General features: G+C 32.4%; 8 protein-coding genes and 1 tRNA gene. 6 read left to right on the forward strand and 3 right to left on the reverse strand.

The genetic code is table 11. The annotated features are described in order from the left end of the window. Positions 1-21: 21 nt before the first annotated feature. Positions 22-1557, forward strand: coding sequence for a methionine--tRNA ligase (metG, locus tag GOY12_RS01650; protein ID WP_175818340.1), 1536 nt, complete (start codon positions 22-24; stop codon positions 1555-1557). 915 nt (positions 1558-2472) lie between these two features. On the opposite strand, the gene GOY12_RS01655 is transcribed toward metG, so the two are convergent. Continuing rightward, positions 2473-3924, reverse strand: a complete 1452-nt coding sequence (locus GOY12_RS01655) for a replicative DNA helicase (RefSeq protein WP_175818341.1) — start codon at positions 3922-3924, stop codon at positions 2473-2475. A gap of 115 nt (positions 3925-4039) precedes the next feature. Between GOY12_RS01655 and GOY12_RS01660 the strand changes: the two genes are divergently transcribed. From GOY12_RS01660 to dcd, 3 genes are all read left to right on the forward strand, one after another. Continuing rightward, a tRNA-Leu gene (locus GOY12_RS01660) sits at positions 4040-4122 on the forward strand. Between the two features lie 23 nt (positions 4123-4145). Continuing rightward, entirely contained in the window at positions 4146-4745 is a 600-nt protein-coding gene (locus GOY12_RS01665) for an RDD family protein (RefSeq protein WP_175818342.1), read from the forward strand. Positions 4746-5053: 308 nt separating this feature from the next. After that, positions 5054-5611 carry a dCTP deaminase gene (gene dcd / locus GOY12_RS01670; RefSeq protein WP_175818343.1) on the forward strand — a complete coding sequence of 186 codons (558 nt, stop codon included), beginning with the start codon at positions 5054-5056 and terminating at the stop codon, positions 5609-5611. Positions 5612-7060: 1449 nt separating this feature from the next. Here dcd and pheT read toward each other — a convergent pair. Then, on the reverse strand, positions 7061-9448 hold the full coding sequence (gene pheT, locus GOY12_RS01675) for a phenylalanine--tRNA ligase subunit beta (RefSeq protein ID WP_175818344.1): 2388 nt from the start codon (positions 9446-9448) through the stop codon (positions 7061-7063). Positions 9449-10078: 630 nt separating this feature from the next. Next, positions 10079-11191, reverse strand: a complete 1113-nt coding sequence (locus GOY12_RS01680; RefSeq protein WP_175818345.1) for a D-alanyl-D-alanine carboxypeptidase family protein — start codon at positions 11189-11191, stop codon at positions 10079-10081. A gap of 987 nt (positions 11192-12178) precedes the next feature. Here GOY12_RS01680 and GOY12_RS01685 point away from each other — a divergent pair. Both GOY12_RS01685 and pyrF read left to right on the forward strand, forming a co-directional pair. After that, positions 12179-14719 (forward strand): valine--tRNA ligase, encoded by a 2541-nt coding sequence (locus GOY12_RS01685; protein WP_175818346.1) that lies wholly within the window; start codon positions 12179-12181, stop codon positions 14717-14719. A 1476-nt stretch (positions 14720-16195) separates the two neighbouring features. Then, positions 16196-16873, forward strand: a complete 678-nt coding sequence (gene pyrF / locus GOY12_RS01690; RefSeq protein WP_175818703.1) for an orotidine-5'-phosphate decarboxylase — start codon at positions 16196-16198, stop codon at positions 16871-16873. Positions 16874-17228: the final 355 nt, after the last annotated feature.

Below are 17228 nucleotides of genomic sequence, written 5' to 3' on the forward strand. Positions count from 1 at the left end.
CTAAACTTTAAGTGTTGCATAATGAAGCAATTCGAGAATTTTTACATCACTACACCAATATATTATGTAAACGATAAACCACATATTGGTCATGCATATACTTCTCTTTTATGTGATGTGGCAGCAAGATTTGTAAGACTAGCTGGAAAATACGTCAAGTTTACTACCGGTACAGATGAACACGGACAAAAAATTGAAAAAGCAGCTAAAAAACAGGGAATGAAGCCAAAAGAATTTACAGATAAAGTAAGCATTTCATTTAAAAAACTAGCTGAGTTTATAAATTTTCAGTATGATGATTTTATTCGTACCACGGAAAGACGTCATGAGAAAGTAGTTATAGATCTATGGAATAGACTTGAAGAGAGAGGACAAATATACCTAGATTTTTACTCAGGTTGGTATTCAGTGCGTGACGAAGCATTTTATCAAGAATCAGAGCTAATAGATGGTAAAACGCCAACAGGTGCTGAAGTTCAGTGGATAAAAGAAGAGAGTTACTTTTTTCGTCTGTCAGGTTGGCAGAATAAATTATTAGAGTTATATAGAAATCAGCAAAATTTTATCTTTCCTGAGAGCAGGAAAAATGAAGTGGTATCGTTTATAAGATCAGGACTAACTGACCTTTCAATCTCTCGCACTAGCTTTAACTGGGGAATAAAAGTACCAGGTAATGACAAACATGTGATTTACGTCTGGATAGATGCATTAACTAATTACCTTACATCGATAGGGTTTCCTGATATTAAAGGCAGGGAATATGAAAAGTTTTGGGCGAATGATAACTCTTTTAGTGTTCATGTAATCGGCAAGGACATATTGCGTTTTCACGCTGTATATTGGCCAGCAATTCTCCTTGCAGCAGATTTGCCTTTGCCAAAACAAATTGCAGTTCATGGTTGGTGGCTAAATAAGGGAGAGAAAATATCCAAGTCTCTTGGTAATGTTATAGATCCAATTAAGTTGGCTGAAGAGTTTGGTGTTGATCAGCTACGCTATTTTCTTCTTCGGGAAGTAAGCTTCGGTCAAGATGGTAACTTCAATAAGAAAAATATGGTCAATCGAATAAACTCAGAACTGGCAAACAACATAGGCAATTTAGTGCAAAGAACAATTTCGTTTTTATATAAGCAATGTTCGGGAATTGTGCCAACAATCAACCGGAATTTGCTCAAAGACACTGAAGGTTTACCTAATTGCAAGGCTATACTCGATCAAGTAGTGAGTCATCTGTCAAAGTATGAATTTAACCATATCATACTTCTGATTATTAATATCTCATCTGAAGCTAATGCTTATATAGATAAAAGTAAACCCTGGACGCTAAGTAAAACCAACAGAGAGCGCATGAATTTGGTAATCCACAAACTATTAGAGTATATCAGAATAATCGGTATTTTATTGCAACCAATTGTTCCAAAGTCAGCAGAGATAATACTTGACCAATTACAAATTCCAAAAAAACAACGCAATTTTAAATCCTTATGTGGCGCATGCGTAAGCTCAGCTGTACTATTACCTAAGCCTACACCAGTTTTTTTAAGGGTTAACATTTAAGCAAAGAATCATAGTATCCTATGTTATTTTGTTTTAGAACATTGCGATCTGGTTGTACCTTGATTAGCAGCAGATAGTCTAGTGATTTCAACATTATCAAACGGTGCTAACAAAGAAGTAGTAAAATAGTTCGTAAGGTAAATAAGATGTAGCTAAATAAGCACAGATTTTGCTATCTGATAAGCAAGCTAGTTAACTGCACTTACTACTTAGTTTAAATAATCATTAACTTTAGTTGTCTGATTTTTTGGGCTGGAAATCTTAGCTCCTTTTTTTAAATTTTCGCCAGACAGATTATTAGGAATTACAGAATCTAAAAAAACATCTCATTTTTTTCTTTAAATGGACTTCCGGAACATGTACAGATCTGAAACCTCTTCTTGTTTTTCTTTGCATGCTCTTGATGTTTTAGCCCGTCAATATTACCAATAATCTCATTCTTAACCTCTATTGCTTTTTTAAGGTAAAAAATCTCAGCTTATCTTTCAGAAATTTTTTTTTGCTCTTGACCTCCCATTTTGTTTCTTAACTCAGAATTCTTCTGCCGCTTTTTTCTAATACTGAAACTGCAGCAATTGTTTTATTCTTACTAATGGCTACAGTTAAAACCATAATAGCTATAAAAATACAGTGCTACTAATAACAACTGAAGGACTAAACATTTAAAACTGCAATTGGAGTAGAAAATTAACATAAGGAACTGCAGCAAATATTTCTGATATTAATGAGCTAGGGTAGCGAAGCACCACTTAAAAGATAAGGTGCGTTAGTTTTAGCAAACACGCTTTTCATTATATACACCTCGCTAAGATTAATTTATTATTTAAATTCTAGCACAAATAAAAAGACAAATCAACTTTATTAAAAATTAGTAAATTATGGTAAGAATAGGTATTAATAAAAGGCTGCTAATAGCTATGAACTATATCTTTCCATATAATCTTTAAATGCACCTCGATTAGAGTCAAAATATAACTTTATACTGCCAATTGGCCCATTCCTTTGTTTTGCAATGATAAGCTCTGCAATATTTCTAATTTTTTCCATTTTTTCTTGCCACTCTCGATGTTTATTGCTCCCTTCACTTGGCTGCTTTCTCAGTTCATAATATTCTTCTCTATAAAGGAACATTACTATATCTGCATCTTGCTCTATACTTCCTGAATCACGTAAATCAGCGAGTTGTGGTTTTTTATCATCACGTTGTTCAACAGAACGTGAAAGCTGAGATAGTGCGACGATAGGAATATTTAGTTCCTTTGCAATTGCTTTTAAACCCTGAGTTACCTCTGAAATTTCTTGCACTCTATTTTCATTACTTCTTTTTGTTGTTCCTTTAATTAATTGCAGGTAATCAATAAATGCCACTTTTACATTATATAATTGATACAGTAAGCGTATTCTAGTATGAAGAGCACTAATTGATAATGCAGGAGTATCATCTATTATAAAAGATAGTTTAGATAATTTTGTACTGGCATTGATAAATTTATGTAATTCAAAATCACTAATTCTTCCGGTTAGCGCTCTATAATAACTAATTCCTGAGTCTATAGTGATCAATCTCGCAGCTAACTGTTCTGCTGACATTTCAAGCGAAAAAAATACTACATAATGTTGTTTATCTTGTCTTTTCTGTAAAATCTTACAAACATTAAGTGCAATATTTAGTGCTAATGCTGTTTTACCCATAGAAGGCCTTGCAGCTAGAATTAATAGATCAGATTTCTGTAGACCACCAAGAAGCTGGTTTAAATCTTGGAGTCCGGTTGTAACACCAAGCGCTTCTGGATTATTTTTCAGCGTGCTTATTTTTTCAACTACATCTTTAACTGAGCTTGCAAGCTTTACATATGTCTTCTCACCTTGCTTTTTTACTGCTAAGTTAAACAACTTAGTCATCGTCTGTTCGATTTGTATCTGTGCAGGGTTTTCAATGTCATAGCTGTAACTATCAGTAATTATTTCCTGCCCGAGCTTAATTAAACACCTTCTTAAATAAGCATCGCGGATTATTCTAGTTAAACTATAGATATCAAGTGCAATACTTGCCTTTGCTGCAAGCTTTGCAAGATATTCTACTCCGCCACACTTGGTGAATGCTTCATTGTTATCAAAAAACATTTTGAGGCTCAGTTCATTAGCAACCATGCCATGTTTTCTAGTTTTAGATATTTGGGTGAAAATGCTTTGATGCAATGGATCATAGAGGTTGTCTGCTGAGATTACATCTTCAACTGCATCGCAAATTCTATTGTCACGAATCATTGCGCCAATTAGCATTTGCTCTGCTTCTAAGTTACGTGGTAGTTTACATATTTCCTTGCCTGCATCTTTTGAATTGATGAGATTAGCTAATTCATTCATTTTTATTTTCCAGAGCAACTATTGACTATTGTAGAATATTTGATTTCTATTTAAAAGATATAAATGGTAAAAAAATTTGACTAATTCTGTGTTGCTTATAGCATTAAAACTTATGGCTCCTGTGGTGAAATGGTAGACACAGCAGACTCAAAATCTGTTGCCTGGAAAGGCATGCTGGTTCAAGTCCGGCCAGGAGCACTTTGATATTTAAAAGATGCGTTATGTTATACAAAATTTTTAATCGTTTATTTTCTATTTTTTTTTCTATGAATGCTATTCAAGAAGTGAAGAAGGATAAAAATGGTATATGCTATGTAATGGGGCTTAGGCGCTATATATCAATATTGTTTGATTTAATTATTATTATTTTATTCTTACAGCTCTGCAGCCAGACCCTAAATCGGCTCTTTATAAACTCAGAAGATAGTAAAGCACTGAGCCAAATTGCTGCAAAATATCAAATGCAAGTGTCACTTTCTACAGAAGAAAAGGTAGTGCAAGGCAAATTTATTAAATTGTTAATCCTAAATCAAATAGCTCAGTTCGCTATACTTTTTAGCTGTATAACATATATGTGGATAAGGTTTGCTGCTACACCTGGAAAACTATTGCTTGGGCTTAAAGTTGTGGATGCACAGACCTTTGAAAAAGTTACCTTAAGACAAGCGACAAAAAGATTTTTTTCTGTGATATTATCAGCTATGCCACTATTTCTAGGCTTTTTATGGTCAAGCTTCAATAAGCGTTGTCAAACTTGGCATGATAAGATTGCAGATACAGTGGTTATTACTGGTAAGAGTCTTAAGAAATACAAAAGCTAGGAGAGTTTTATACCTGCTTAGTATAGCAGAAAATAGTTGCGCAGGTAAAGCCACTGCTAAATCACACTGTAATCTTTATGATATTATTTAAGTAGCTGAAGTTAAGATCTATTCTTTTTTCCAGGTTTTAGCATCAAGTGCTGGAATGACAGGAAAGAGAGATATACTGAATAGTAGGAATATCACTTTCAGATACTGTTTTATGAAGTTATTAGATACTGGAATAATAAAGGCTTCTGAACCTATAGGTTTACATTTAAGTTTTATTTTATACTATTATAGCGATTACATAACTTTAAGGGACAATTATGTCAGTTATGCCGGATAAATGGATAAAAGAAAAAGCTGAAAATTTTGGGATGATAGAACCTTTTGTAAGTTACAAAAGCAGTAATGGTGTTATATCTTTTGGACTATCATCTTACGGGTATGATGCAAGAGTAGGTAATAGATTCAAGATTTTCACTAACATCAATTCAGCTGTCGTAGACCCTAAAAATTTTTCTGAGAATAGCTTCATAGATAAGGAAACAGATATATGTATAGTTCCACCAAATAGTTTTGTACTTGCAAGTACAGTTGAATACTTCCGTATACCAAGAGATGTACTAGGTATTTGTGTTGGTAAATCAACTTATGCAAGGTGTGGAATTATAGTAAATGTTACTCCCTTAGAGCCTGGGTGGGAAGGTTATGTCACATTGGAGTTTTCCAACACTACTCCACTTCCTGCAAAGATTTATGCTAATGAAGGTGTGTGCCAATTTGTGTTTTTAAATAGCAAAAGCGAGTGTGAAAAATCATATGATGATATGAAAGGAAAATATATGAAGCAGTGCGGTATTACTTTACCATTGGTAAAGTGATTACTATAAGAATGATAGCTTTTGCTACTACCTAAATTACTATTGTCAGAGAATAAAGCTCGCATTGATTTTACTTTGTGTGTTAACTTTTTGGGTTACGTTTTATTTACTATCTCCTTTGCTCATTTTGAGGTTAGACTTTCTATATCTACTGTATGAACACTCCATAGTAGTGGCAGAGTTTGCTATTATGCTATTATTACATTTTTTGCTATAATAATCTGGTCTACAACTGCTTATCATTCATTTCTCTAGATGTTAATTTTACAATTAGTCGATAATATCTAATTTTAGTGATTAATATAAATCAGTATTTGATTAATTCGTATTAACTTATTACCATAATTTATTAACTGCTTTTCCAACATGCTTTCACACTTTTCATTGTTAACTTTACTTACTGCTTAATCTTGACTGTCTTTTATATTTATATTTTTCAAGTGCATGATGAAACTAAGGAATGATGCTGTTACAATAGTGGTTATAATAGTTGGGAATAAGCAAGAGACGTTTATTAATTTCTTCCTAGAATTAGTTGGATTAGGTACTACTATAGTTAACCAACACCAGTAACCTACCTCACACTAGATAAACTTCTTTCTATTCTCTTCTTATACTTCAAGTCTTACTTATACTGGCATTTAGTTAGAGTTAAGCAAATTTTTTACCTTTACATTTTTCCATGTTTAGTTATTATAGATCTATATCACATAGGTCACTGTACTTTCCTTAAGAAGGATACTAAAAAAACTATACTAACCCACCTAATATATAGAAATCAAAAAAACAAGATTTTTTAACTGAGTGGAGCTAGCTGGGAAAGAATGATTAAAAAGACGGCTGTATAAAAATATATGGTTATAGTAGAGTAGATATTTAATGATGATTATAAATATGTTCTCTGTCCTATTGCATTAATGATCACCGTATATTCTAGTTTACTATTTAATAGACTATATATGCTATAACCACCTGCTCATACTCTACAATATTCTTTAAGCTTATAGGGCGACAATTTATTAAGGTTAATTGGGTTAACTGTAAAATGTTTTTTTATATAACTCTTCTAATCTTAAACTCATTGTTTCAGGAAAGTCTGAAAAACCTTTCTAAACTATATTTTCTTTATAATAGATTAAGTATTTACTCTTACAGGTTATTTTTTTATTTTGACTAAACAAGAGAGACACTTTGAAGTTTCTTTACTGAGAGATATGCTAAATTCTTTGACTTATCATGAGTTCTATTAAAATCTATTACTTAGTTAGTTAGTATATAGCATTTTCTTAATTTTAAAATAAAAAAAAGTTGTTACCACACAGAATAACTATGTGGAATATAATAACTATTCTTAGCAATACTTGTAACTGTAAAGTTAGAAGTTGTAATACTTGAAGGTATGATTGAATAATTACTAGTAACAGTTTGTAATTATTAATTTTTATAACTTTAGCTACATCTTAAAACCCCTCCGGTATTTTTGTATACTAAATTAATTATAGCATCTGATTCTTTTTGAATTTCTTCTTCAGTTAAAGTATGAGTTGGAGAGCAAAAAGTAACTGATAATGCTATGGATAGCTTATTTGGTTCTATATTATCTCCATAATATATATCAAATATTGAAACTTCTATAATAAGCTCCGAGCTTTTTTTGATTATATTAATTATATTACCTGCTGCTATATCTCTATTTACAATAAATGCAAAATCGCGCTTTACACTTTGATATTTATAATCAGTGAATTTTTTTTTACTTATAGGTAAATTACTGATGTTTTCTAGTAACACCTCAAAGCCTACAACTTTTTGTTTGATGCCAAAAAAGTTTAATATATTGGGATGCAGCTCTCCAAAATAACCAACTATTTTACCTTTAAAAGAGAAAGTGCCTGACTTTCCTGGGTGGTAATATTCTTTTTCTGCTTTTTCTATAGTTAAGTCATCACAATTGACACCGAAAAATTCCAGAACCATTATGAGATCAGCCTTTACATCAAAAATATCTACTTTTCTGTTGGAATTATAATGGTTCCTCGGCAAATTATTTCCTGACCTAATTTCATTTAAAACATGCTTAGGCTGATTGAGACTATCGTAAATTGGCCCAATTTCAAAAATCGCAAGATCAGGTATTCCATGAGTAATATTATCTGCAGTAACTTGCAATAAATTTGGCATAATACTTGGCCTCATTATGTTGAAGTTATTATTAAATGGGTTATCAATAGTAACTAACTTATCTGAGTAACCAAACTTTTCAGCTGTTGATTTACTCATAAATGACCAAGTGAGCACTTCATGAAATCCTCTACTTGCCATTAAAGTACGCAGACTATCTTGCACACTAATTTCTACCGTAGTATTACCTATTAGCGGTTCTTCCTTTATTTTGTCATAGCCATATATTCTCACTACTTCTTCAACTAAATCAGCAGGTATAGAAACATCTGGCCTCCAGCTTGGTACTCGTACATTCCAATTACTTCCAGTTCTTTTATCAATATTAAATCCTAGATTTGTTAAGATATTAAATATCTCATCTGGTGATGCAGATACACCTCCAAACTTGCTTACATCTTGATAATCAAAATCTACTTTGGTATTAACCTTACCTAAACCGCCGTTAGCAGATACTACACTTGAAACCTCTCCACCACATAGACCTAAAACCATTTGAGTTGCAAGGCTCAGTACATCAAATTCAGGGTCAACTGAGCGTGCGAATCTATAACTTGAGTCTGTAGAGATACCCAGCTGCCTTGAAGATTTAGTGATAGAAATAGGGTCAAACCAAGAAGACTCTAAAAAAATATCAGTGGTTTCAAGAGTGCATTCACTATACTTACCACCTATAATTCCAGCAATTGCATGAGTATTTTTACTATCAGCAATAACACTTATGTCTTTGTTTAATAAATACTCTTTACCATTCAAATCAGTAAATTTTTCTTCGCTGTTTGCTTTGCGTACTATAAGTTCTCCTTCTATCTTTTTTGCATCATATACATGTATTGGGCGGCCAAAGGATATCATGATGTAATTAGTAATATCAACTATTGAAGAAATGGAGCGCATTCCTATTGACTGTAGCCTATCTTTTAGCCAATTTGGGCTCTCTCTATTTTTTACATTGATAATATGTGTTCCACTAATAAAGCTTTTCCCATCGGTGACCTTAACATGTATAGAAGAATTCCTTTTCATTAAAGTAGCAGGGAACTGAGATTTATCTTGGATTTCATTGTTATGCGCTGGAATGATATCGAAGCGAGTTAAAGCCTTTAACGTTCCAATTCCAGTTGCTGCCAAGTCACGTGCTATTCCATAAACACTTAAACAATCTCCACGATTTGGAGTAACATTTATATCAATTACAGGATTGTAATTGAAAAATTTATCTCCTACTTTATAATCATTAGAAAGCTTGATTATTCCTTCAATTTCTCCTTGGGTCGACGCACGTTCAGAAGTAAAACAAGACATCTCTTTGCTTGGTAATCCCTGTATTTTTATAGGTTTGGCCATAAAATCGTCTTCCGGTAACGCGCTACTAGAAGGTGTGAGTACAGTTCTTATACTTTCTCTAATATTTTTTGTTCCATGAGCTATCTGTGAAACTCTGCTGCTGTCATTTGTTTTACGTAACCTTAACTTATCAGTGTTTGGGTAAGATACGACTTCTAATACTTTTTCAGTAGTAACCCCAGCCAATTTAGTATTGTTGTTGGTCACGTTTTCTACTTCCAGCCCTATATGAGTTAACTTATCAGTAATTTCTTCTAAACTAGCACTGGTTTTTAAATATTCTAGTAACCAAGATAACGTAAATTTCATTGATATAAAAAGAAATAAAAAACCTATTGTAATATAAAATGCGGTGGTTTTAAAACTTATGATTTTTAATTCTTTCTTTTGAAAATATACAACTGATTATTTATGTCTTTCTAATTTTTTTTAATGAATAAAATGGATTTAGAAGGGGAAATATATACTATTTTTAGTAACGATTACAACCATCTTTTCCATGTTTTACGCATTAGTTACTATTATGTGTTCTAAATCATTTATTTCACAAAATTACACAGTAATCACCAATTCTTAATTTTTTTCTTCCTAAAATTTTAAATAATAAAGATTTTTCTGTTTTACTGAGAGTGATTTTCTTGTGTAATTTTTTGAACTCTTATTCTTGTAAAAACTTGATTTTATAAGATCTTAGCTCTACTTAATATCAGTGTTTAACTTTTACTGTACCTAAAGCACTATACTTAGTAGCAAGTTCAGTTAGCATGAAATTTTCTTTCTCAATTTCAATTGCTCTCTACATCAATTCTTATGCTTTATTTTTCAGTAAATAAAATAGTTTATATAATAGTAATACATGATATTAAAATCTTAAAATAAATATTTTATGTCTTAATGCACTTCCATACCTCACTTTTAGCACAATGAACTATTTAAGCTTTAAAACAACATCCTGAAAAACTTTTCTACATAGTTTAGTTCCTGTACTTCATTTACTGCATAAAGTGGTATAGTTTGCTGCTTGATGCCTGGTATTTTTATAAAAATCTTGCCTACTTCTTGCCCTTTTTTAATTGGTGCAGGTATCATATCTTTATATTCAACATGCACCTTAATTTTATCATGCAAATTACGACTGTAGGTTATGATAACGTCTCTTGCAACTGTGATAGGTACTTTTCTATCTTTTCCGTATAGGACATTTACTTCCTCAATTATATCATCTTTAGTGAATATTTTTTTAGTATGAAAATGGTCTAAAGAATATTGAATCAGTCTTTTTGCTTCTTCTATTCTCTCTTTCTCAGTGCTCAAACCATTTACGACAACGAAAACTCTCCTATCATTTCGTCTTGCAGATGCTACAATTCCATATGCACCAGCACTCGTATAACCAGTCTTTAATCCGTCAACCCCGATTCCATAAAAAAGGAGAAGATTTTTATTTTTTTGTAAGACTTCATTATATGTTAAATATTGCTCAGAAAATAAGTCATAATACTCAGGGAAATCAGTGAAGATTCTCTTTGCTAGCACCACTAAGTCTTTTGCACTCATGAAGTGAGCTTCATCCGGCCATCCACTTGAATTGACAAAGTGACTATTGCTTAGGCCTAATTTTTGTGCGATTTCATTCATTTCAATTACAAAATTCTCTTCTGATCCCGCAATGCCTTCAGCTAGTGTTATGCAAGCATCATTACCTGAAACTATTACGATTCCTTCGAGCAACTCTTTTACTGTAACAAACTGACCTTCTCTTAAAAACATAGAAGAGCCTTTTCTTTTCCATGCCTTTTTACTTACTTGAAATTTATCTTCCATGTTTATTACCCCGGCTTTTAAATAGGCAAAAGCTATATATAAAGTCATCAATTTGCTCATTGAAGATGGAGCTATTTTTTCATCAGGGTTATGCTCAAAAATGAACGAGTCTGAGGCTAAGTCCAAAATCACTGCTTGCTTTGCTTTAGTTCTAAATTGATATGAATATGAAAAAAAAGGGAATGAAAAGACTAACAGCAAAATTGCCAATTTATCTAATACGCTCATAGTTTTAAGTTTATAGTGTACTAATTAATAGTATGATTATGCGCTAGCATTTTAATGAAATTAAGATAAAATTTTATACATATGATATAACTTGCTGCAGTATAATGTATAGAATTATGAGCTCAAAACATTTTAAAGTACAAAAAACATGAACTAGAAGTAGACAAGTGGTGCTTTTACTACAGTTGATCAACATATTAATGGAAAGAGATGCAAGTGTTATAATTCATATGATAGAAACTCAGATAACAGTACAATTTTAGCACTACAGTAGTAGTAGGACATTTTTTACATGTTACGTGCATGCATAGTGTGTAATAGAGAAGCAATATCAGATTTTGAGTAGAATTTAGAGGATTGCAATATATCATTGAGAAAATGAACAAGAGAATTAAAAATACAGCAAAAAGTAAAACCATTTTTAGTGGTAAGAGACTTTAAAAGGGGACCATGGCTTTAAGCTTATCTTGACAAAACTTTACAGCAACCCTTTTTATTTATTTCTTTTGATTGTATTTCACTTGCTTGAGTACTAGATTTGAGTGTGAGATATGTTATACCACTAACCGCTAATATAGATGTTACTACTATACTAGCCATTGCTCACATATCATCTAGTCTAACTGTGTGTTCAAGTGCAGTAAACACTGCTAACCCAGCAACAAGACCAGAGCAAATAGAGTTGTACACGAAACTTTTGATTGTTTAGATTAGTTTGTTTCTAGCAGTTATTTTTACTGCTTTATCGGCTAGGACTATTTGTGCTGCTTAGGGTAACGCTTGCCTTTCTCTAATATCTCTCCCACCTCTAATACTCTCTGTATTTCCTGTTCTAATGGTATAATAAACGTTAGTTAAATCACACTTAAAATAATATAATGACTTCAAAATCTGTAGTTAAGTCATACTTATCATGATATATTCATAAAATTTTAGCGTAAGATTGCCTTAATTGTGTTAATTTATAGCTTAAGACTGAAAATATTTATGTTGGAAGGAAAATACAGTTTTAAAGAAATTGAAGCTAAATGCAACATATTGTGGGAGGGAAATCAAGTTTATAAATGGAACGGTGACAAGGATAACACTTTTACTATAGATACACCTCCGCCGACGATATCAGGGAAATTGCATATTGGACATATATTTAGTTATTGCCATACAGACTTTATTTCAAGGTTTCAGCGTATGCTTGGAAAAGATGTATTTTATCCAATTGGGTTTGATGATAATGGACTTCCTACTGAAAGATTAGTAGAACAAGCCTATAAGACTAATGCAAGAGAAGTTGGTAAAGGAAAGTTTATAGAGATGTGCCATGAAGTTATTGAAAAGTCAAAGCAAGAATTTAAGGAATTATTCAAATCAGTTGGCATGAGTTATGACTGGAGTTTGGAGTATCACACAATCAGCAGAGAAGCTGTGGCACTTTCTCAAATGTCGTTTATTGATCTATATAACAAAGGGTATGCATATAGAAAAATGCAACCCATTGTTTGGGACCCAGTTGATAAAACTACGATTGCACAAGCAGAAGTAGAGGATAAAGTCTTTGAGTCATCCTTAAATACGATAGTTTTTTTTACTGAGAAAAATGAGCAAATTAAGGTTGCAACCACACGGCCTGAGCTGCTTTTAGCATGTGTTGCAGTTTTCTGCCACCCAGAGGATGCACGCTATACTCATTTAATTGGAAAAGTAGCCTTAGCACCGATAACAGGAGAAAAAATTCCAATAATAGCTGATAATAAGGTAAGAATAGATAAAGGTACTGGGCTTGCTATGTGCTGTACATTTGGTGACGAACTCGACATATATTGGCAGCAAAAGTATAGCTTACCGATGAAAGTTATCGTTGATCAGGATGGAAGGATAAGTCTAGGCTCAGTTTATCATAATAATAGATCCCAATATCAAGGTGCCAGGATGATAGAAGAGAGGTCTATTTGGATAACGAAAGAGGATGTAACACACAATGCTAGAATCTATAATGAACTAAATGGGTTAAAGGTTAAAGAAGCAAGGAGGAGGATAATTGAAATTCTAACTGAAAAGGGACTTTTGATAAAAAGCACTAATATATCTCATTCTGTAAGGTGTGCAGAAAGATCTGGTGCACCACTTGAGATATTACCTACTTATCAATGGTTTATCAAGATTTTAGATCAAAAGGCTAAAGTGCTGGATAAGGTAAAAAAATGTAATTGGCATCCGAGCACTATGCGTAAACGTATGGAAGTGTGGATAGAAGGATTGAATTGCGACTGGTGTATCTCAAGACAGCGTTACTTTGGTGTACCATTTCCAGTGTGGTATTCAAAACGTAAAGGAGAAGAAGGCACAATTATTTTAGCTGAAGCAAAGGATTTACCTATGGATCCACTTAAAGATTTACCAAAAGGATATAGTAAAGAAGAGGTCATCTCAGATCAAGATGTTATGGATACTTGGTTCACAAGTGCAATTACTCCTCAGTTAAATGCGTTGGCGATAAACAATGAGTTTCACTTGCCAGGTCATCGATACGATAAGGTATTCCCTGTAGATCTACGCAGTCAAAGCCATGAGATAATAAGAACTTGGGCATTTTATACGATTTTGAAGGCACATTATCATGCGAATTCATTGCCGTGGAAAAATATTATGATCAGCGGCTGGTGTTTAACTCATGATAAAAAAAAGATGAGTAAATCTAAAGGTAATGTTATTACTCCTCATGCAATGCTTGATGCTTATGGGGCTGATGTAGTGCGTTATTGGGCAGCAAATTCAAGGCTTGGAGCTGATACAGTTTACTCCGAGAATATACTTAAAGTCGGCAAGCGACTTATTACAAAACTTTGGAATGCAAGCAAATTTGTTTCCATATTTATAGGGAAACATCAAGCTATAAGTATAAATTCTGTTAGTGAAATGATGGACAGGTGGATGTTGTCTAAGCTATATAAAGTTATAGAAAAGGCAACAAGTAATCTATTACAGTTTAAGTACTGCGAAGCTTTGAATGTAGTAGAGGAATTTTTCTGGGAGGATTTTTGTAATAATTACTTAGAGTTGGTAAAAAGACGCGCATATGGAGATATTGTTACTAACAGAGCGAACTTAAGTGCGAAGCAGAGTTTAGCGTACGCATTAAGTATTGTTTTGCGATTATTTGCACCTTTTTTACCGTACATTACAGAAGAAATACATTACCAATTGTACAGCTGTAATTCTGTACATACTCAAAGCAATTGGCCGGATAAGGAAGAACTTGTCTATGATAAGCATTCTGAGGAAATGGGAGATGATTTTATACAAATATTAAATACTGTGAGAGAAATAAAGGCAGATAACAAAGTATCAGTTAAGCATCGGATAAAGAAATTGATAATAAAAACAAACCTACAAGAGGATAAGTTGAACCAATCTGCACAGGATGATTTGCAGACAGTATGTAATGCTGAAGTGATAGAGTGGAGTGAGGATACACACCTAGGATTTGAAACTGAAAATGGAAAGTTTATCATAAAAATAAATTTATATTGATTCTTATATAAATTTTCTTGACTGCTTTCATGTTCATATTTCCAACAATTATCGCTGTACATGTGAGGAAGGAATAATGGATGGATTTATAAGGCCAACACACTACATATCTTAAGTCAGTATTTTACTACTTTAACATTGATTGTATCCTGGACACTTTCTATTGTAGCTTACATTGGGTTCTTGTTTTCAGTTGCATTTTTTACGTAGCTTTTCTTGTCGTCTTGAGTTTACCTATGCTTTCTATTTTTCTATTTGCATTTCTATATAAGATAATTGGCAACAATAAAAAAATGGGAGCTAAGTGAGCTGTAAACAAATAGGTAGAGGAAAGAAAAATTAGTTGGTTGAATAAATTATACCAAGAGAAGTAGAGTTTAATAGGCAAAATTAAAGGATTAGGTTATAAGCTATATCAGTCGAAGGAAGAGAAAATTGGTGTGTAGCAAGAATTAAGAGAAAGAAGAAGGTCAGTTAAAAATATCAAGATAAAATTTTCTCCTTTAGAGAGAACTTGAAAAGTTTAAAAGGGAAATAAGAAAAATAAATAAAGAAGTGAAAAAGTTGTGAGAGGTTTAAAGTGACGTAGCACAAGAGGCAAGAATATTGTCTGAGGAGAAGAGGAATAATTCTGTTTCAGTAAATAAAGCTAAGTATTTACGGATAATAGCTAATTAATCTGAAATGCAAGTTAAAGTCATCTTATCTTCCTTGGATATAAATGATAAATACTTTGTGCTAGAGTTTGAAAAACAAGCTTGCTGGTAGACAATTGTCAAAACTAAGCTACCTGCGCATTCACATAGCAAAACTAAGAAGATCTTCTAGAAAATTTACCGACATGCTTATTTTTTAACTACATGATTTGATAAAATAAGTACAATAAACAATTTAACTTTAGATTAATCAGGCTAAAATGCATACAAGTTGTAAGGTAAAATGAAAGCCACTATAGAAGAGAATAAAAAAAGGATCTTTTAAAAGGAGAATAATATTAGTTTATCGCTTTCAAGAAAGTAACAAACATTGTAACTCAAATAACATGATACTTTGTGTACAATAGAGGAGATTTGCTATTAAAAATAGGTATTTTTCTCTCTGTGCAAATAGATTTTAACAAATATACACACTTTAGCCTTTAGGAAAGAATAATGAGTAGCTTACTTTTAAAAGTCGATATGGTTTATCTTATAGCTATATTGCGGTAATTGCAAGAAGTAAGGTCTTGTTGTTAAAAAGAAGTTATTCAATGTTTGCTAAATGAAGTTTTACATGTAGAAGATTCTAGATATGTTAATAAAGTAATCTGCTCAATTAGATCTGCTGATATTTTACGTACCATACATCGGACTATATATAACTTAGATTAGATCTAGCTAGCACTTTGTAGGCTTTATGATTTTCTTAAGGTAAAAAGGTTGCAAAATACAATAATTGTTTTATAATTTGCAAGAGGATTATGCGAAAAGGCATGTGATGAATCCAATAGTGTGTGCGCTAGATACGCAAGATTTAAATGAGGCCATATCCTTGGTTAATATTCTACGTGATAAAGTTGGTATGATAAAACTTGGATTAGAATTTTTTGCTGCCCATGGTCCTTCTGGGGTGAAAAAGGTTGCAAAATGTAATGTACCAATCTTTTTAGATCTAAAATTATATGATATTCCGAACACTGTAACTAAAACAGTTGAAGCAATAAAAGCTTTAGGTGTTGAAATATTAACATTACATGTTAGTGGTGGAACAAGAATGCTAAAGGAGGCTCTAAATGTAGTGAAGAAAACAAAAATAGAACTGATTGGGGTAACTGTGCTAACTAGCATGAGTAATAGAGATTTAAGTAAGCTTGGGATAGCAAGAGAAACGAAATCACAGGTAATTTTATTGGCAAAAATTGCAAAAAAAGTTGGTCTGCATGGAATAGTTTGCTCTGCAATGGAAGCTCAGGAAGTGCGCAAAGAGTGTGGTAAAAACTTTAAGATTATTACTCCAGGAATTCGCATAAATTCCAGCCACGATGACCAAAAAAGAATAGTAACACCAAAAGAAGCAATAGATTCAGGAGCTGATTATATTGTAATTGGCAGGCCCATTACAAAGAGCGGTAGTCCTACAAATAGTGTAGAATTGATATTAAAATCATTGACCTGATTAAGATTAAAAGAAAATTAAAAAAAAAGTATTTAACATAAACGAGTAGACATTATATGGTATTATTGTTTTTATTTTTCCTTGCTGGACTGAGTTAAGTATTATATGTAATGTGTGGCACTGCTTGGCACCGTATGGTTTCTCGGCTATCTTTCTACAAACGCAACGATCGTGGAGAATAATGTCGATGTATTTCATTTTTATGAAAATTTCCTTTTTAAATGAATTAGCTGTATCATTGGGATATTAAAATAATCTCAGACTCAAGAAATTAAAAGCAAGAGGTATGCTGATCCTATAACAACCGAGCAGTTGTATAAGACAAATAGTAATATCAACAATTATAAGGAGTTCT

The sequence above is a fragment of the Wolbachia endosymbiont of Dirofilaria (Dirofilaria) immitis genome, from assembly GCF_013365455.1.
Lineage (GTDB): Bacteria > Pseudomonadota > Alphaproteobacteria > Rickettsiales > Anaplasmataceae > Wolbachia.

Excerpts from the sequence above, each read along its gene's own strand:
- metG (WP_175818340.1), top strand. The coding sequence starts at position 22 with ATGAAGCAATTCGAGAATTTTTACATCACTACACCAATATATTATGTA.
- GOY12_RS01655 (WP_175818341.1), bottom strand. The coding sequence starts at position 3,924 with ATGAATGAATTAGCTAATCTCATCAATTCAAAAGATGCAGGCAAGGAA.
- GOY12_RS01665 (WP_175818342.1), top strand. The coding sequence starts at position 4,146 with ATGTTATACAAAATTTTTAATCGTTTATTTTCTATTTTTTTTTCTATG.
- dcd (WP_175818343.1), top strand. The coding sequence starts at position 5,054 with ATGTCAGTTATGCCGGATAAATGGATAAAAGAAAAAGCTGAAAATTTT.
- pheT (WP_175818344.1), bottom strand. The coding sequence starts at position 9,448 with ATGAAATTTACGTTATCTTGGTTACTAGAATATTTAAAAACCAGTGCT.
- GOY12_RS01680 (WP_175818345.1), bottom strand. The coding sequence starts at position 11,191 with ATGAGCGTATTAGATAAATTGGCAATTTTGCTGTTAGTCTTTTCATTC.
- GOY12_RS01685 (WP_175818346.1), top strand. The coding sequence starts at position 12,179 with ATGTTGGAAGGAAAATACAGTTTTAAAGAAATTGAAGCTAAATGCAAC.
- pyrF (WP_175818703.1), top strand. The coding sequence starts at position 16,196 with ATGAATCCAATAGTGTGTGCGCTAGATACGCAAGATTTAAATGAGGCC.